Source organism: Streptomyces sp. NPDC005402, assembly GCF_040606575.1.
GTDB lineage: Bacteria > Actinomycetota > Actinomycetes > Streptomycetales > Streptomycetaceae > Streptomyces.
This window is the reverse complement of the sequence record NZ_JBEXFB010000013.1, coordinates 64,962-81,022: the sequence shown is the minus strand read 5'-3', so window position 1 is coordinate 81,022 and position 16,061 is coordinate 64,962. Positions and strand designations below refer to the sequence as shown.

Below are 16,061 nucleotides of genomic sequence, written 5' to 3'. Positions count from 1 at the left end.
GCTGGGGCCATGACGGAACAGCCCGCTCGGCGCCTTCTCCTGGTGCACGCGCACCCGGACGACGAGTCGATCAACAACGGCGCGACCATGGCCAGGTACGCGGCCGAGGGCGCCCGGGTGACCCTGGTCACCTGCACCCTCGGTGAGCGTGGCGAGGTCATCCCGCCGCAGCTGCGGCATCTGACCGGTGTGGCGCTCGCCGAGGAGCGCGAGCGCGAGCTGGCCGCGGCCATGGAGCGACTGGGCGTCGAGGACTTCGGTTTCCTCGGCGGCCGCGGCCGCTACCAGGACTCCGGGATGATGGGCACCGCCGACAACGACAACCCGCACTGCTTCTGGCGGGCCGACGTCGACGAGGCGGCCGGGCATCTCGTCGAGGTGATCCTGGAGGCCCGTCCCCAGGTCCTCGTCACCTACGACGACAACGGCGGGTACGGCCACCCCGACCACATCCAGGCCCACCGCGTCGCCACGCGGGCCGTCGAGCTCGCCGCCGACGCCGGCTGGCGGATCCCGAAGGTCTACTGGAACCGCGTACCGCGCGCGGTCGGCGAGCAGGCGTTCGCCCGGCTCCACGCCGACCTGCCCGGCCTCCCCTTCGCCAAGGCCGCCGTCCTCGACGACGTACCGGGCGTGGTGGACGACGAGCGGATCACCACGGAGATCGACGGCACGGCGTACGCCGCCGCCAAGAGCGCCGCGATGGCCGCGCACGCGACCCAGATCGACGTGTCCGGGGCGTACTTCGCGCTCTCCAACGAACTCGCGCAACCTCTCTTCACCACCGAGTACTACGAATTGGTAAGAGGGGAACACGGGGATACCAGGGAGACCGACCTGTTCTCCGGGATCGAGAGCGCATCATGAGCGACCGTACGTCGATGCTGGCCCAGCCCCTGCAACGTCCCTCCGCCGGACGGGTCGCCGGCTACCTCGGCCTTTTCGTGCTCGGCGCGGTCGTGGGGCTCGCCGGAGCGCTGGTGCAAGGGGGCTGGTTCCCGGGCGGACTGCTGCTCGCGCTGCTCGGGGAGGCGGGACTGCTGCTCGGGGGAGCACGGGCCGCCGGCAGCCGCGCCGGAGCCGTGGCGCCCGCCGGCGGCTGGATGCTCGCCGTCATCTTTCTCACCGCCAGCCGTCCGGAAGGCGACTTCGTCTTCGCCGCAGGAAGTGGCTCCTATCTCTTCCTGCTCGGAGGTATGGCTGTGGCTGTGATCTGCGCCACCCTTGGGCAGGGGCGGCAACCGGGCGGCGACGCCGTCCGACTTGGCAAGTGACGTACCACTTCTCCGCATCGCGCGCGTGCGAGTCCCGTGTGGGTTTCCCCGGCGGTCGTGGGATACAGGCCAGAAGTGGCCAGTATGGTGGTGCGCGCCGCCGACGCCCGAAGCAGTGAGGTCGAAACGGGCGGCGGAGCCAACCGGGAGAACCTGCCTTGAGTCGTGAAACTGACAGTCCGTCCTCCGGGCCCAACGGGCGCGGCGGAGCCGCCTACCCCTCGGGCACGCCGCCGTACGGGACGCCCATGGCTTCCGACGGCGGTCCGGACGCGGGCCGTTCGGCCACGCAGCCGGAGGAACGCAAGACCGAGACCACGCTGACGACCCGGATCCGGATCAACATCCCCGGTTCGCGGCCCATTCCGCCGGTCGTCGTGCGTCAGCCCGTCGGGGAGACGGAGAGTTCCGGCGACAGCGGTCCTGAAGCCGAGGAGCCGACGCCGAGTCCCTCCTCGACCACCGGCACCGTCGAACTGCCCGCCGATCCCGCGGCCCCCGCCGCCGACGAGAAGGCGAGCGACTGGTTCGCGCCCCGCAAGTCCGGCCCCGCCAAGGGCCCTCAGGGCGGCGGCGCCACCAACGGAGCCGGTCTGCCGGGCGGTTCGGGCGCGGGAGCGCCGGGTGCAGGTGCCGGTGGTCCCGGTGCGCCCGGTCCCCGTCACGGTGGTGCGCGCCCGGGTGGGGTGGTCGGTTCCATGAGCGTGCCGGGCGGTTCCCGTTCCGGCGCGACGAACGGCGCCGGACTTCCGGGCGCCACGGGCGGTCCGGTCGCTCCGGGCCACGGTGGCGGCACGGGCTCCTTCGACGTCACCGAGGCGCTGAACGGCGGCCCGCTGGGAGGCGGCCAGCGCGGCACCGAACCCCGCCGCGACGAACTGCCGTACTTCGCCGAGAACGGCAACGGCTCCGACGGCCCGGTCGGGGAGCAGGGTCAGGGCGGTTTCGCCGGCCAGGGCGGGCAGGAGAGCCCGAACGGTCAGGGCGGCTTCGGCGCGCAGGGCGGCCACGGCGGGCAGAACGGCCAGATCGACTACGGCGGCGGCTTCGGCGGAACGCAGGGTCCCGGCGGCCCGGGTGGATCCCAGGGCCCCGCAGGCCCGACCGGCGGCCCGGTCACCGGCGACGGCCCGGTCGTGCCGCCCGCCGGCCCGGACCCCTTCGCCAGGGCCGAGTCCTTCGGCGGCGAATCGTTCAACGGCCCCGACGGCTTCGGCGGTCAGGGCGGCCCCGGCGCCCCGGGCAGCGGCGCCCGCGGCACCGGCGCCCCGGGGGGATCCCGCGGCCCGGGCGGCCCCGGCGGTTCTGGCGCTCCCGGCACCCTCGGCGGTCCGGGCGGTCCCGGAATCTCCGGCGGTCTCGTCGGCCCGGGTGCCCAGGGCGGCGCAGGCGCTCAGGCAGGCCAGTCCGCTCAGGGCGGCGGCCCCGGCACCCTCGGTCGCCCCGGCGGTGCCCCCGGCCCGGGCCTCGGCCCCGGCGGCGGTCTGAGCGACGACACCGCGATCCTCACCCCTCAGAAGCCGGCCCCCGGGCCGGGCGCTCCGAGCCACGGCGCCCGGGACAACGTCTCCGGGCACACCGTCACCAGCGGCATGCCGGTCGTACCGTCAGGCGCCCGGAACGCCCCCTTTGGGCCGGGCACCGACGGCCGTACGCCTCCGAAGCTGCCCGACACCGCGTCGCAGGAGGCCCCGGCCGCCGCGTCGAAGAAAAAGAAGAAGAAAAAGAAGGGCCGCAGCAAGCTGGCGCTGGTCGGCGGCACCGTGGTCCTCCTCGGCGCCGGTGCCTACGGCGCCGGTCTCCTGATGAACCGCTCCGACGTCCCCAAGGGCACCACCGTGCTCGGCGTGGACATCGGCGGCGGCACCCGCGACGACGCCGTCAAGAAGCTCGACGACGCCCTCGGCGACCGGGTGAACGAGGCGCTGAAGCTGTCGGTCGGGGGCGACACCGTCTCCCTCAAGCCGGACCAGGCCGGGCTCCAGCTCGACGACCAGGCCACGGTCGCCGCGGCCGCGAAGAGCGACTACAACCCGATCTCCGTCATCGGCTCCCTCTTCGGCAACCACCGGGTCGTCGACCCGGTCATGCCGGTCGACGAGGAGAAGCTCCAGGCGGCCCTGGAGGACGCCTCGGGCGGCTCCGGCTCGGCGACCGACGGCACGATCAAGTTCGAGAACGGCAAGGCCGTCGCCGTCTACGGCAAGGCCGGCAAGGGCATCGACGTCGCCAGGTCGACCAACGCGGTCGAGGACGCCTACCGCACCCAGGTGGAGACCGGCACCGCCGGCTCGGTCACGCTGCCGACGACCACCAAGCAGCCGACGATCTCGAACGCCGAGGTCGACCGGGTGATGAAGGAGTTCGCGGAGCCCGCGATGTCCGAGCGCGTCACGATCCGGACCGACGCGACGCACAGCATCGACTTCGGCTCGTTGTCCCTGCCGAAGATCCTCGGGTTCAAGGCGGTCGACGGCAAACTCGTGGAGACGTACAACCTCGAGGCGCTCAAGGAGGCGTACGGCACCACCTTCGCGGGCGTGCAGATCGACGGCGCGAGCGGAAAGCGGGACGTCCTGCCCGAGGACGTGGCCTCCGCCCTGCGCAAGGCGCTGCGCGGCAAGACTCCGGCCGAGCGCATCGGGGTCATCGACACGAACCCGAGCTGACCGCTCGGCGCACGGCACACCGGAGTGCCGCAGACATGACATCTGTCATGCGGCACTCCGGACGGCCGACACTGCACGCCACCGCGCTCGCGGAGCCACCATGGCCGTATGACAACGACAGCCCCGGTGGTCGCGTTCGACCAGGTGAGCAAGGCGTACGGCGAGGTACGCGCCGTGGACGGACTGACCCTGACCCTGCGCCCGGGGGAGACCGTCGCGCTGCTCGGCCCCAACGGCGCCGGCAAGTCGACCACCCTTGATCTGCTGCTCGGCCTCAAGCAGCCCGACAGCGGCAGCGTCCGGCTCTTCGGCACCACCCCGCGTGAGGCGATCGTCGCCGGACGCGTGGGCGCGATGCTCCAGAGCGGCGGCCTGATGGACGAGGTCACGGTCGCCGAGCTGGTACGGCTCGCCTGCGACCTGCACCCCAAGCCCTACAAGCCGAACGACGTCCTCGCCCGCGCAGGCATCGCACAGATCGCCGACCGCAAGGTCAACAAGCTCTCCGGCGGCCAGGCCCAGCGCGTCCGCTTCGCCCTCGCGACGGCCGGCGACAGCGACCTGATCGTCCTCGACGAGCCGACGACCGGCATGGACGTCACCACCCGCCAGGCCTTCTGGGCCACCATGCGCGAACAGGCCGACCAGGGCCGTACGGTCCTCTTCGCCACCCACTACCTCGAAGAGGCCGACGCCATCGCCGACCGGGTGCTCGTCCTGCACCGGGGCCGCCTGCTCGCCGACGGCACGGCCGCCGAGATCAAGGCCAAGGCGGGCGCCCGCAGGATCGCCTTCGACCTGGAGGGCGTCATCGACGAGGGACCGCTGCGCGACCTCCCCTTCCTCACCTCGATCGACGTGAGCGGCCACACCGTCCGCATCCAGTCCACCGACGCCGACGCGACCGTCCACGCCCTGTACGGCCTCGGCGTCTACCCCCGCAACCTCGAAGTCGCCGGGCTCGGCCTGGAGCAGGCCTTCGTCGCCATCACCGAGGCCGAGGAGGCCCGTACTTCATGAACAGCCTGATCAAGCTGGAACTCGTTCGCGCCCTGCGCAACCGCAAGTTCCTGTTCTTCTCGGTGCTGTACCCGTCGCTGCTGTTCCTGATCATCGCGGGCAGCTCCGGGACCACCGACAAGGTCGACGGCACCGGCCTGACGGTCGCGACGTACATGATGGTCTCGATGGCCTCCTTCGGCGCCCTGACCGCCGTCCTGATGGGCAACAGCGAGCGCATAGCGAAGGAACGGGAGGGCGGCTGGGTACGGCAGCTGAGGCTGACGAGCCTCCCGGGCCGCGGCTATGTCCTCGCCAAGACGGCGAGCGCGGCGGTGGTGAGCCTGCCCTCGATCGTGGTCGTGTTCGTGGTCGCCGCGGTTGTGAAGGACGTACGTCTGGACGCCTGGCAGTGGCTCGCCCTCACCGGCGCGATCTGGGCCGGAAGCCTGGTCTTCGCCGCGCTCGGCGTGGCCATCGGCTACCTCGCGAGCGGGGACGCGGTCCGCCCGATCACGATGATCACCTACTTCGGCCTGTCGATGCTGGGCGGCCTGTGGATGCCCACGACGACCTTCCCGCAGTGGCTCCAGGACATCGCCGAGTGGCTGCCCACGCACGCGTACGCTGCCCTCGGGCAGGCCATCGAACAGAGCCGCGCCCCGCACGCACAGGACATCGCCATCCTGGCCGTCTCCTTCGCCCTGTTCGCGGGCGGCGCGGCCTGGCTGTACCGGAAGGACACGTTGAAGGCGTGAGCGGCACCGGCGTCGGGATCGGGCAGCGCCCGGAGACCCGCAAGCAGATGATGGTCAAGATGCTGTGGACGGGCATCTGGCTGGTCTATCTGAGCGCACCCGTCTCGGACCTCCTGCACGGCGGCCACGGGGTCGTGGCCGTCGTCCTCGGCTGGCTCGGCCTCGCGGGCTTCGTCGCCTGGTACCTGGCCCTGCTGTTCAGGACCGGCCGCCGCGATGCCCAGGACTTCGTGCTCGTCTCCCTCGCGGTCCTCTCGGCCGAGTCGACCCTGCTCGTCCTCACCCTGGGCCGCGAGTGGCTCGTCCTCTTCGTGTACGTCTCGATCGCGTCCGGCGCGGCCCTGCCGCTGCGGCTCGCCCGCTGGACCATCCCCGCCGCGTCCGCCCTGATGGCGGGGCTCGCCCTGGTCGTCGCCGACGGCACGGAGTACATCGGCGCCCTCCTCATCCCGGCCCTGCTCGGCGGGTTCGCGATGACCGGCGTTCGCGAACTCGTCCGTACGACCGTCGAGTTGCGGGAGGCGAGGGCGCGGGTCGCCCAGCTCGCCGCCAACGAGGAGCGGCTGCGCCTGGCCAGGGACCTGCACGACCTCCTCGGCCACTCCCTGTCCCTCATCACCCTCAAGAGCGAGCTGGCGGGCCGGATGCTTCCCGCCCATCCCGACAAGGCGGCCCAGCAGGTCGCCGACATCGAACAGGTCAGCCGGCAGGCCCTGGTGGACGTCCGCGAGGCGGTCTCCGGCTACCGGCGCGCCCGCCTGGCCGCGGAACTCGCGGGCGCCCAGGTCGCCCTGACGGCCGCCGGGGTCACCGCCGCGCTGCCCGCCGAACCCGACCTCACCGGCGTCCCCGAGGAGAGCGAGTCGGCCCTCGCCTGGGCGCTGCGCGAGGCGGTCACCAACGTCGTACGCCACAGCGGCGCCCGCGGCTGCACGGTGGAGCTGCTGCACCGCCAGACCCTCGACGGTCCGCGGCTCGAACTCACCGTCGAGGACGACGGCTCGGGCGGCGCGGGCAACGGCCCCGGCAACGGCCTCACCGGACTCACCGAGCGCCTGGAGAAGGCCGGCGGCACCCTGGAGGCCACCGGCACCCGGCGAGGCTTCCGGCTGGTCGCCCGCGTGCCCGCCGGTGCCGCGGCCGACGTAGGATCCGCCTCATGACGAGCCGCACGATCAAGGTCCTGCTCGCCGAGGACCAGTCGATGGTCCGCGAGGCCCTGGCCGCCCTGCTCGGCCTGGAGGACGACATCGAGGTCGTCGCCCAAGTGGCCCGCGGCGACGAGGTCCTGGCGGCGGCCCGCGCCCACGACATCGACGTGGCCCTCATGGACATCGAGATGCCGGGCGCGACGGGCATAGAGGCGGCGGCCCAGCTCCACAAGGAACTTCCCGCGGTGAAGCTCGTCATCCTCACGACCTTCGGCCGCCCCGGCTACCTCCGCAGCGCGATGGAGTCGGGCGCTGACGCCTTCCTGGTCAAGGACGCCCCCGCGGCCCAACTGGCGGAAGCGGTACGCAAGGTACTGGCGGGGGAGCGGGTCATCGACCCCACGCTGGCGGCAGCGGCTCTCGCGGAGGGCGCGAACCCTTTGACGGACCGTGAGCGCGAGGTCCTGCGAGCGGCGGCCGACGGCTCGACCAACGCCGAACTGGCAGAGGCCCTGCACCTCTCCCAGGGCACGGTCCGCAACTACCTCTCGACGGCGATCCAGAAACTCGCGGTGCGGAACAGGGCGGAGGCAGTCCGGATCGCAAGAGAAAAGGGCTGGCTGTGACCCACCCAGGGGCACGGGGCTGTATCTATGTGCGGCTCCGCCGCGTGGGCGCCCGACCGGCCACGATGCACCTGTAGACGCTACGACGGCCTTAGTTCAACATCGCCCGTGCTGCATGAGCCTGCTGTCGCACCTTGGCCGCCGCCGCTTCATCCACGGCGGCCACCACCCCCGCGTACGCCTCCAACTCCCCGGCCCCCTCGACGAAGTCACCGCGCTGCACCAGCAACTGCGCCCGCTCGTACCGAAGTCGCGCCGGATGCGAAGGCAACAGCAGGGCCAACTCCACGGCCCACAGCCCCACATCCGACCGCTCCGGCCGAGCCGCGGCCCACGCACGCACGTTGTTCAGGATCCGCTGCACCACCTCCAGCGGAGGCGCGGGCCCCAGCATCGCCGGATCCAGCGACCCCCCTGTCGCCCCCGCGACCAGCACCTCCGCATCACCCCCGCTCAACACCCTCCCCCCGTCGAAGGGATCGGCCAGCACCTGCTCCTCCGGCGACCCGAACCCCACGACGAAATGCCCCGGCAGAGCGACCCCGTACACGGGAGCTCCCGCCCGCCGGGCCACCTCCATCCACACCACCGACAACAGGATCGGCAAACCGCGCCGCCGCACCAGCACCTCGTGCAGCAACGAGGACTCCAGTCGCTGATAGTCCGCGGCGGAGCCGCGAAACCCGCACCGGTCGCCCAGCAACTCCCGCAACGACACCGCCCACGACCGCGGCCCGCCCGGCCGGAACGGCAACTGACCGGCCAGCGCGTCGAGTTCGATCTGGGTCGCGTCGATGCCGGCCTCGTCGAGCGCCCCGTCGGCCTGCGCCGCCACGAGCAGACACAGCGCGGACAGGTCGGGTCGCTCCGAGCGCGCCTCTGCGGCGAACCGCCTCCGGAGCTCGGCGGAACGTTCGGGTGACGGCGGAAACGGGGGACGCATAGCTGGCTGGTGCCCTCTCACGGAGATCGCTATTACCGCGTCACGCCCAAGACGTCCGGTTCGCGGTAGTGGTGGTAGGCGTGGTGCGCGGCGAACCCCATCCGCTCGTACAGGGCCCGTGCACCGGCGTTGTCCGACTCGACCTGGAGCCACGCGGCCGACGCCCCCTCGTCGAGGGCACGCTGGGCCAGCGCCGCCATCACGGTCGAGGCCAGCCCCCGTCGCCGTAGCGCGGAATCCACCTCGACCGCGGCGAAACCGGCCCACCGGCCGTCGACGACACACCGCCCGATCGCGGCCGGAGCGTCCTCACCGGGGACGGTGGCGAACCACACCGACGGCCCTCCCCCACTCTCGGCCCCGCTCGAGCGGGGGGACCCCCCTCCCAGCACCCGCAGCGCCACCTCGCTCACTCCCTTGCGCTGATAGCGCGCCAGCCAGTCCGCGTCGGCCTGCCGGGACAGGGCCACGGCCTCGTCGGGCGACCGGTCGGCGACCGGCGCCAGCGCCCCGGTCCACAACTCCGCCGTCACCTCCCGCGTCCACCCGCGCGTCTCCAGCTCCGCGCACAGCACCTCCTGGGTGCCCGCGGCGCCGGTCGCGGTCTGTATGTACGCCGGCAGTCCGCGGTCGCCGTACCAGCGTCGTACGGCGGTCAGGGCCTCGTCGAGGGGCAGGCCGGGGTCGCCGAGCGGGAGGACGGAGTTGGCGCGGCGGGTGAATCCGGAGGCGGCGCGCAGCTCCCACTCGCCGAGCCGCTCGCTCTCCACCGGCTGCCAGCCGCGTGCGGCGATCCGGGCCAGTTCCCCGTACGAGGCGGCCGGGCCCCGGCGGCGGGCCCGCTCGGCGGGCACGACCTTGCCCGCCACCAGCGCAGATTCCGCGATGCGGACGCTCTGCCCGTCCCGGCGCGTGATCATCAGCACACCGTCGTCCCATGATGTGAGAACACCGACCGTGTCGGTGAACTTCTCCCGCGTGACCCCGGTTTCGGCAAGGTGGCGTACGGATACACGTTTGCCCACGTCAGCTGCAGAGATGCGGACGACGAGACGGCCCGCGGCGGAGATTTCCACAGGTCAGTTCACCCCTCCTGTTCGGATCGTGCCCAAGAACGGAGATACTAGGTGCGGGCATCGACGACGCCGCGCTCCCGCGCGCGAGGCGGCGGAGCCTGAGGAGGCCCGCCAGCGCCCTATGGAGGAGGAACGACAGCGTGACCTACGTCATCGCGCAGCCTTGTGTCGACGTGAAGGACAAGGCCTGCATCGAGGAGTGCCCGGTCGACTGCATCTACGAGGGCTCCCGGTCCTTGTACATCCACCCGGACGAATGCGTCGACTGTGGTGCCTGTGAGCCGGTCTGCCCGGTCGAGGCGATCTTCTACGAGGACGACACTCCGGACGAGTGGAAGGACTACTACAAGGCGAACGTCGAGTTCTTCGACGAGCTCGGCTCGCCCGGCGGCGCCAGCAAGCTGGGTCTGATCGAGCGGGACCACCCGTTCATCGCCGCGCTGCCGCCGCAGGCCTGATCAGCCGGCACCTTTCCGTGTCGCCTCGGTCCCGTACGGCCTGATCGTTCTCGATCGTGGCCTGCGGGACCGAAGTGTTCCCCGTACGACCCGAAAGTGAGCGCGCACGCCGTGTCCGCAGTCTCCGACCGCCTTCCCACCTTCCCCTGGGACAAGCTGGAGCCGTACAAGAAGACGGCCGCCGCGCACCCCGGAGGCATCGTCGACCTGTCGGTCGGCACCCCCGTCGACCCGGTCCCCGATCTCGTCCAGAAGGCCCTGATCGACGCGGCGGACTCCCCGGGCTACCCGACGGTGTGGGGCACCCCGGCGCTGCGCGACGCGATCACCGGCTGGGTCGAGCGGCGACTCGGCGCCCGCGAGATCACCCACCGCCACGTCCTGCCGATCGTCGGCTCCAAGGAACTCGTCGCCTGGCTCCCCACCCAGCTGGGCCTCGGCCCCGGCGACCGGGTCGCGTACCCGCGCCTGGCCTACCCGACGTACGAGGTCGGCGCCCGCCTCGCCCGCGCCGGCCACGAGGTCTACGACGACCCCACCGAGCTGGACCCGGCGGGCCTGAAGCTCCTGTGGCTCAACTCCCCGTCGAACCCGACCGGCAAGGTGCTGTCCAAGGACGAGCTGACGAGGATCGTCGCCTGGGCCCGGTCCCACGGCATCCTGGTCTTCTCCGACGAGTGCTACCTGGAGCTCGGCTGGGAGGCCGACCCGGTTTCCGTCCTGCACCCGGACGTCAACGGCGGCTCCTACGACGGCATCGTGGCCGTCCACTCGCTGTCCAAGCGCTCCAACCTCGCCGGCTACCGCGCGGCCTTCCTCGCGGGCGACCCGGCCGTCCTGGCTCCCCTCCTGGAGATCCGCAAGCACGGCGGCATGATGACGTCGGCGCCCACCCAGGCGGCGGTGGTGGCGGCCCTGGGCGACGACACCCACGTCCACGAACAGCGGGCGCGCTACACGGCTCGCCGGTCGCTGCTGCGCGAGGCACTCCTGAACCACGGCTTCCGCATCGAGCACAGCGAGGCCAGCCTCTACCTGTGGGCCACGCGGGACGAGTCCTGCTGGTCGACGGTCGCCCACCTGGCCGACCTCGGCATCCTGGTGGCCCCCGGCGACTTCTACGGCGAGGCGGGCGAGCACTTCGTACGGGTCGCGCTGACGGCGACGGACGAGCGGGTGGGGGCGGCGGTCCAGCGCCTGGCGTAGGTGCCACGCGCATACGGCGAGGGGGCCCAGGACGGCTTTCCTGGACCCCCATCACCGTATGCGCGTGGTACTAGCCGACCGGGAGGCCCTTCACCGGCAGGGTGCCCGCCGCCGGCAGGCCGCCGCCCTTGGTGAGGGAGTCGGTCGGCAGACCGCCCTTCGTCGCCGTGGACGTCGTGTCACCGAGGACGCTCCCGGCGGAGCCCGCGGCCTCGCCCGCCGTCTTCTGCGCGACCGGCGCCACCTTCTTCACGGTCTTGCCCGCGGACGGCACCGCCTTCTGGACCGCCTTGCCACCGGTCTTGCCCGCGGTCCCGGCCAGGGTCTGCGCCGTGGCGTCCACCGTGTTGCCGACTTGCGCCCCGTCCAGAGCGGTCAGCCCGCCGAGGTTCGGAGTGGCGGGCAGCGCGGCGGGGGCCGCACTGGCGGAGCCGGCCGCACCGACCCCGGCGGCCGCTCCGGCAGCGACGAGCAGCGCGGCACGGGCGATCCTGCGGGTCAGGGGGAGGGACATGTTGCTCCTTCGACGGAGGAAACGTTGCTAGGACGCCGTGACTACCGCTCGAAGCCGACGAAGGTTGCGGACGCGCAACGTAAAGAGTTGGCAATGCGTCGCATTATCACCTGCGGATAAAAACGGACAAAAAGCTTCCGGTCCGAAAGTCCTTCGAATCCCTGCAGCCCTTTGTTCTCAAGGGTTTTGGCGGATACGGGGGTGAGGTGACGAAAACCTGCGCCCACCCGCTCCGGCGGCGGCCGGACGTGACCCTTCCAGGTGATCGTCCGAACTACCGTGCCGTCAGTATCCGCACCGACCCCGTGCCACCCTCGCCGCCCGCCGTCCGCCACTCGCTGTCGGTACTCCCGGCCGTCCACTGCCGCCCGGCGTAGGAGACCCGCTCGATGCGCAGTGCCGACGAGTTGGCGACGGCCCAGTGGGCGAGCTGCCAGCCGCGTTCCCTGAGGCTGCGATCGGAACCCGGGCTGGTGTCCTTGCGCACGGGGAGGGTCACCGTGCGCGCGTCACCCGTGGTCGGCGTCGGGCTCGGCGCGGCCTTGGCGCCCACCTCCGCGGCGGTCGTCTCCAGCGCGTCGCGCCCGAAGTCCCGTACGAGGGCCGACCGCACCGCGTCGGGGCCCGTGGCGGTGTCCTGGGCCGCCCGGGTGGTCTCCTGACGGCCGTCACAGGTCAGGGTGGCCGCCGAGGTGCCGGTGAGGGCCGCGGCGAGCACGGTGGCGTCCGGCTCGTGCTTGGCGTACGCCTCCGGATAGCCGCTGCGCTGCACGCGCTGGGCGGCGACGGTCAGCGGGAGGTCCTGGTAGCCCTTCACCTTGACCAGGTGCTTGTAGAACTCGCCCGCCGCGTACGTCGGGTCCAGGATCTCCTTCGGGGTGCCCCAGCCCTGCGAGGGCCGCTGCTGGAAGAGCCCGAGGGAGTCCCGGTCGCCGTGCGAGATGTTGCGCAGCCCCGACTCCTGGAGCGCGGTGGCGAGCGCGATGGTCACCGCCCGCTCCGGCAGCCCGCGCCCGGTACCGACGGCGGTGATCGTCGCCGCGTTCACCGCCTGCTCGGGTGTGAACTCGTACGACGGCCCGTCGGCACCGCCCGAGACGACTGTGCAGCTCGGCCCGTCGGTGCCTCCGGTGACGTACTGCACCACGAGGTAACCGGCGACCGCGCACAGGACCACGAGGGCCGCCGCGAAGCGGAGGAGACGGCCACGGCGCTTGCGAGTAGGGGGCAACGGCTCTGGCATCCGGACAAGATACTGGAGAGTACTGAGACGTCTGCGCCGGACGGGGACAGTGAGCGCGCGGAGCGGGGGCGTTAGGGTCGGGAGCATGGCCGACACCCCTCTTGACCTTTCGCTGGACGCAGCCCGGCTGACCGCGCAGCTCGTCGACTTCCCCTCCGAGAGCGGCACCGAGAAGCCCCTCGCGGACGCGATCGAGACCGCCCTGCGCGCCCTGCCGCACCTCACGGTCGACCGCCACGGCAACAACGTCGTCGCCCGCACGAACCTCGGCCGCTCGGAACGCGTCATCCTCGCCGGCCACATCGACACGGTCCCCATCGCGGGCAACGTCCCCTCGCGCCTCGACGACGAGGGCTACCTGTGGGGCTGCGGCACCTGCGACATGAAGTCCGGGGTCGCGGTCCAGCTGCGCATCGCGGCGACGGTCCAGGAGCCCAACCGGGACCTCACCTTCATCTTCTACGACAACGAAGAGGTCGCGGCCCACCTCAACGGCCTGGGACACGTGGGCGAGGCCCACCCCGAGTGGCTGGAGGGCGACTTCGCGGTCCTCCTGGAGCCGACGGACAACCAGGTCGAGGGCGGCTGCCAGGGAACCCTGCGGGTGCTGCTGACGTTCAAGGGAGAGCGGGCACACTCCGCGCGCGCGTGGATGGGGTCCAACGCGATCCACAAGGCCGCTCCCGCCCTCGCGAAGCTGGCGGCCTACGAGCCGCGCAAGCCGGTCGTGGACGGACTGGAGTTCCACGAGGGCCTCAACGCGGTCGGCGTGACGGGCGGCGTGGCCACGAACGTCATCCCCGACTCCTGCACCCTGACGGTCAACTTCCGTTACGCGCCCGACCGCAGCGAGGTCGAGGCGGAGGCCTTCGTGCGGGACTTCTTCGCGGACTGCGGGGTCGACGAGTTCACCGTCGACGACCACACCGGCGGCGCCCGCCCCGGCCTCACGCACCCCGTCGCCCAGGCCTTCATGGCCGCGGTCGGCGGCGTCGCCCGCCCCAAGTTCGGCTGGACGGACGTGTCCCGCTTCAGCGCCCTCGGCGTGCCCGCGGTGAACTACAGCCCCGGTCAGCCGCTGCTCGCGCACAAGGTCGACGAGCGGGTCAAGGCGTCGCTGATCCCCGAGGCGGAGGAGAAGCTGAGGGCCTGGCTGACGTCGTGAGGCCGTTTCCCGCGGGGTCGCGCCCGGTGGCGCTTCATGGCGGACACGCGGACGTCCCCCCTCCGTAACCCGCGTAGATCTACGCTGAGACGGAAAGACCAGGCAAGCGGAGGGAGCGCACATGGCTACCGGGAACCCCGAGGGCAAGAAGCAGCCGCCGGAGGAGCAGCGCCTGGGACCTGTCCTCCGCAGGCGGGGACAGGTCACGGCGAGCACGACCGACCAGCGCCTGCTGGACGCGGGCGGCCCCTCGGACTGGGTCCACACCGACCCCTGGCGCGTCCTGCGCATCCAGTCGGAGTTCATCGAGGGCTTCGGCACGCTCGCCGAACTCCCGCCCGCGATCAGCGTGTTCGGCTCGGCGCGGACACCGGCGGACTCCCCCGAGTACGAGGCGGGAGTGCGGCTCGGCCGGGGCCTGGTGGAAGCGGGCTTCGCCGTGATCACCGGCGGCGGCCCCGGCGCCATGGAGGCGGCCAACAAGGGTGCCTGCGAGGCCAACGGCACCTCCGTCGGCCTCGGCATCGAGCTCCCCTTCGAGCAGGGGCTCAACCCCTACGTCGACATCGGTCTCAACTTCCGCTACTTCTTCGTCCGCAAGATGATGTTCGTGAAGTACGCGCAGGGGTTCGTGGTCCTGCCGGGCGGCCTCGGCACCCTGGACGAACTCTTCGAGGCCCTGACCCTCGTCCAGACCCAGAAGGTCACCCGCTTCCCGATCGTGCTCTTCGGCAGGGAGTACTGGGGCGGACTGGTCGACTGGCTCACGAACACCCTGATCGCCCAGGGAAAGGCGTCGGAGAAGGACCTGCTGCTGTTCCACGTGACGGACGACGTGGACGAGGCGGTGGCGCTGGTGTCGAAGGAGGCCGGCCGATAGAGCGGGAGGGGCTGGAGTCCAGCCCCTCCGGCGTTTGAGGAGCGGGGGCCTGGAGCCGGAGCCCCCGCAGGACGGGACGGGACGGGACGGGTAGGGGAGGCGGGGGCGAGAAAGCCCTAGGCCAGCCCCCGACGCGCGACCGCCGGCGGCCGGTGCCCCGCGATCGACGCCACCATGTCCAGCACCTGCCGCGTCTCGGCGACCTCGTGCACCCGGTACACCTGAGCCCCCAGCCACGCCGACACCGCGGTGGTCGCCAGCGTCCCCACCACCCGCTCCTTCACCGGCTTGTCCAAGGTCTCGCCCACGAAGTCCTTGTTGGACAAGGACACCAGCACAGGCCAGCCCGTCTCGACCATCTCCCCGAGCCGCCGGGTCGCCTCGAGACTGTGCCGCGTGTTCTTCCCGAAGTCGTGTCCGGGATCGATCAGCACCGACTCCCGGGGCACCCCCAGCGCGACCGCCCGCTCGGCCAGCCCCACGGTCACCCGCAGAATGTCGGCCACGACGTCGTCGTACGTCACCCGATGCGGCCGTGTACGAGGCTCCGCGCCCCCGGCGTGCGTGCACACCAGCCCCACCCCGTACCGCGCGGCGACCTCGGCCAGTCCCGGATCGACCCCGCCCCACGCGTCGTTCAGCAGATCCGCCCCCGCCTCGCACACCGCCTCGCCGACGGACGCCCGCCAGGTGTCGACGCTGATGATCACGTCGGGGAACCGCCGCCGCACCTCCGCCACGAACCCGACGGTCCGCCGGGCCTCCTCCGCCGCGGACACCTCTTCGCCCGGGCCGGCCTTGACCCCGCCGATGTCGATGATGGCGGCCCCTTCGGCCACCGCCTGCTCCACGCGCGCGAGGGCGGGCTCGTCGAGGAAGGTGGCTCCCTGGTCGTAGAAGGAGTCGGGGGTCCGGTTCACGATCGCCATGATCACCGGTTCGTGCGCGTCGAATGCACGCCTGCCCAGCCTGAGCATCCCCTGTGACCTCACTTCCTACGTCCATGTGTTCGGCGTCTGCGGCCGCCTGCGACCCTAACTGTCAGACTCGCATGGCACGATCGGACCCTGACACATTCGACGCCGGTGGCCGGCCGCCG

The 16,061-nt window shown here is 72.0% G+C and carries 16 protein-coding genes; 11 read left to right on the top strand and 5 right to left on the bottom strand.

Annotation, left to right across the window (positions count from 1 at the left end; genetic code table 11):
* Positions 1–9: 9 nt before the first annotated feature.
* The 7 genes from mshB to ABZT02_RS25075 all read left to right on the top strand — a co-directional run bounded on the left by mshB (position 10) and on the right by ABZT02_RS25075 (position 7,477).
* Positions 10–867 carry an N-acetyl-1-D-myo-inositol-2-amino-2-deoxy-alpha-D-glucopyranoside deacetylase gene (mshB, locus tag ABZT02_RS25105; protein ID WP_356020879.1) on the top strand — a complete coding sequence of 286 codons (858 nt, stop codon included), beginning with the start codon at positions 10–12 and terminating at the stop codon, positions 865–867.
* On the top strand, positions 864–1,274 hold the full coding sequence (locus tag ABZT02_RS25100) for a DUF6113 family protein (RefSeq protein ID WP_356020877.1): 411 nt from the start codon (positions 864–866) through the stop codon (positions 1,272–1,274). Before mshB ends, ABZT02_RS25100 begins: the two co-directional genes overlap by 4 nt.
* A 248-nt stretch (positions 1,275–1,522) precedes the next feature.
* Positions 1,523–3,943 carry a hypothetical protein gene (locus tag ABZT02_RS25095; protein ID WP_356020874.1) on the top strand — a complete coding sequence of 807 codons (2,421 nt, stop codon included), beginning with the start codon at positions 1,523–1,525 and terminating at the stop codon, positions 3,941–3,943.
* A gap of 108 nt (positions 3,944–4,051) precedes the next feature.
* Complete coding sequence (locus ABZT02_RS25090; RefSeq protein WP_356020872.1) at positions 4,052–4,963, top strand: ABC transporter ATP-binding protein; 912 nt, start codon at positions 4,052–4,054, stop codon at positions 4,961–4,963.
* Complete coding sequence (locus ABZT02_RS25085; protein ID WP_356020869.1) at positions 4,960–5,700, top strand: ABC transporter permease; 741 nt, start codon at positions 4,960–4,962, stop codon at positions 5,698–5,700. Before ABZT02_RS25090 ends, ABZT02_RS25085 begins: the two co-directional genes overlap by 4 nt.
* Positions 5,697–6,863 carry a histidine kinase gene (locus ABZT02_RS25080; protein WP_356020866.1) on the top strand — a complete coding sequence of 389 codons (1,167 nt, stop codon included), beginning with the start codon at positions 5,697–5,699 and terminating at the stop codon, positions 6,861–6,863. The genes ABZT02_RS25085 and ABZT02_RS25080 overlap by 4 nt, the downstream gene beginning before the upstream one ends.
* On the top strand, positions 6,860–7,477 hold the full coding sequence (locus ABZT02_RS25075) for a response regulator transcription factor (protein ID WP_356020864.1): 618 nt from the start codon (positions 6,860–6,862) through the stop codon (positions 7,475–7,477). Before ABZT02_RS25080 ends, ABZT02_RS25075 begins: the two co-directional genes overlap by 4 nt.
* Positions 7,478–7,568: 91 nt before the next feature.
* On the opposite strand, the gene ABZT02_RS25070 is transcribed toward ABZT02_RS25075, so the two are convergent.
* Together ABZT02_RS25070 and ABZT02_RS25065 are read right to left on the bottom strand one after the other, a co-directional pair.
* Positions 7,569–8,420, bottom strand: a complete 852-nt coding sequence (locus tag ABZT02_RS25070; RefSeq protein WP_356020862.1) for a transglutaminase-like domain-containing protein — start codon at positions 8,418–8,420, stop codon at positions 7,569–7,571.
* Positions 8,421–8,452: 32 nt separating this feature from the next.
* The gene (locus ABZT02_RS25065) at positions 8,453–9,496 is read right to left on the bottom strand and encodes a GNAT family N-acetyltransferase (RefSeq protein ID WP_356020860.1); all 1,044 of its coding nucleotides are present in this window, start codon (positions 9,494–9,496) and stop codon (positions 8,453–8,455) included.
* Between the two features lie 140 nt (positions 9,497–9,636).
* Here ABZT02_RS25065 and fdxA point away from each other — a divergent pair, with 140 nt between their 5' ends.
* Both fdxA and ABZT02_RS25055 read left to right on the top strand, forming a co-directional pair.
* The gene (gene fdxA, locus ABZT02_RS25060) at positions 9,637–9,954 is read left to right on the top strand and encodes a ferredoxin (RefSeq protein ID WP_007384503.1); all 318 of its coding nucleotides are present in this window, start codon (positions 9,637–9,639) and stop codon (positions 9,952–9,954) included.
* A gap of 111 nt (positions 9,955–10,065) precedes the next feature.
* Positions 10,066–11,160, top strand: coding sequence for a bifunctional succinyldiaminopimelate transaminase/glutamate-prephenate aminotransferase (locus tag ABZT02_RS25055; RefSeq protein ID WP_356021214.1), 1,095 nt, complete (start codon positions 10,066–10,068; stop codon positions 11,158–11,160).
* Positions 11,161–11,230: 70 nt separating this feature from the next.
* Here ABZT02_RS25055 and ABZT02_RS25050 read toward each other — a convergent pair whose 3' ends face one another.
* Both ABZT02_RS25050 and ABZT02_RS25045 read right to left on the bottom strand, forming a co-directional pair.
* On the bottom strand, positions 11,231–11,674 hold the full coding sequence (locus ABZT02_RS25050; protein WP_356020857.1) for an ATP-binding protein: 444 nt from the start codon (positions 11,672–11,674) through the stop codon (positions 11,231–11,233).
* Between the two features lie 274 nt (positions 11,675–11,948).
* The gene (locus tag ABZT02_RS25045) at positions 11,949–12,917 is read right to left on the bottom strand and encodes a heavy metal transporter (RefSeq protein WP_356020855.1); all 969 of its coding nucleotides are present in this window, start codon (positions 12,915–12,917) and stop codon (positions 11,949–11,951) included.
* Between the two features lie 85 nt (positions 12,918–13,002).
* On the opposite strand from ABZT02_RS25045, the gene dapE reads away from it, so the two are divergent.
* A complete protein-coding gene (dapE, locus tag ABZT02_RS25040; protein ID WP_356020853.1) occupies positions 13,003–14,082 on the top strand; it encodes a succinyl-diaminopimelate desuccinylase in 1,080 nt (359 codons plus the stop codon).
* A gap of 121 nt (positions 14,083–14,203) precedes the next feature.
* Entirely contained in the window at positions 14,204–14,962 is a 759-nt protein-coding gene (locus ABZT02_RS25035) for a TIGR00730 family Rossman fold protein (RefSeq protein WP_356020851.1), read from the top strand.
* A gap of 116 nt (positions 14,963–15,078) precedes the next feature.
* Here ABZT02_RS25035 and folP read toward each other — a convergent pair whose 3' ends face one another.
* Positions 15,079–15,939 (bottom strand): dihydropteroate synthase, encoded by an 861-nt coding sequence (folP, locus tag ABZT02_RS25030; protein WP_356021212.1) that lies wholly within the window; start codon positions 15,937–15,939, stop codon positions 15,079–15,081.
* Positions 15,940–16,061 lie beyond the last annotated feature (122 nt).

Coding starts and splice junctions, on each gene's coding strand:
- ABZT02_RS25070 (WP_356020862.1), bottom strand. CDS start 8,420: ATGCGTCCCCCGTTTCCGCCGTCACCCGAACGTTCCGCCGAGCTCCGG.
- ABZT02_RS25085 (WP_356020869.1), top strand. CDS start 4,960: ATGAACAGCCTGATCAAGCTGGAACTCGTTCGCGCCCTGCGCAACCGC.
- ABZT02_RS25090 (WP_356020872.1), top strand. CDS start 4,052: ATGACAACGACAGCCCCGGTGGTCGCGTTCGACCAGGTGAGCAAGGCG.
- ABZT02_RS25050 (WP_356020857.1), bottom strand. CDS start 11,674: ATGTCCCTCCCCCTGACCCGCAGGATCGCCCGTGCCGCGCTGCTCGTC.
- ABZT02_RS25075 (WP_356020864.1), top strand. CDS start 6,860: ATGACGAGCCGCACGATCAAGGTCCTGCTCGCCGAGGACCAGTCGATG.
- dapE (WP_356020853.1), top strand. CDS start 13,003: ATGGCCGACACCCCTCTTGACCTTTCGCTGGACGCAGCCCGGCTGACC.
- folP (WP_356021212.1), bottom strand. CDS start 15,939: ATGCTCAGGCTGGGCAGGCGTGCATTCGACGCGCACGAACCGGTGATC.
- ABZT02_RS25045 (WP_356020855.1), bottom strand. CDS start 12,917: ATGCCAGAGCCGTTGCCCCCTACTCGCAAGCGCCGTGGCCGTCTCCTC.
- ABZT02_RS25035 (WP_356020851.1), top strand. CDS start 14,204: ATGGCTACCGGGAACCCCGAGGGCAAGAAGCAGCCGCCGGAGGAGCAG.
- mshB (WP_356020879.1), top strand. CDS start 10: ATGACGGAACAGCCCGCTCGGCGCCTTCTCCTGGTGCACGCGCACCCG.
- ABZT02_RS25095 (WP_356020874.1), top strand. CDS start 1,523: ATGGCTTCCGACGGCGGTCCGGACGCGGGCCGTTCGGCCACGCAGCCG.
- ABZT02_RS25100 (WP_356020877.1), top strand. CDS start 864: ATGAGCGACCGTACGTCGATGCTGGCCCAGCCCCTGCAACGTCCCTCC.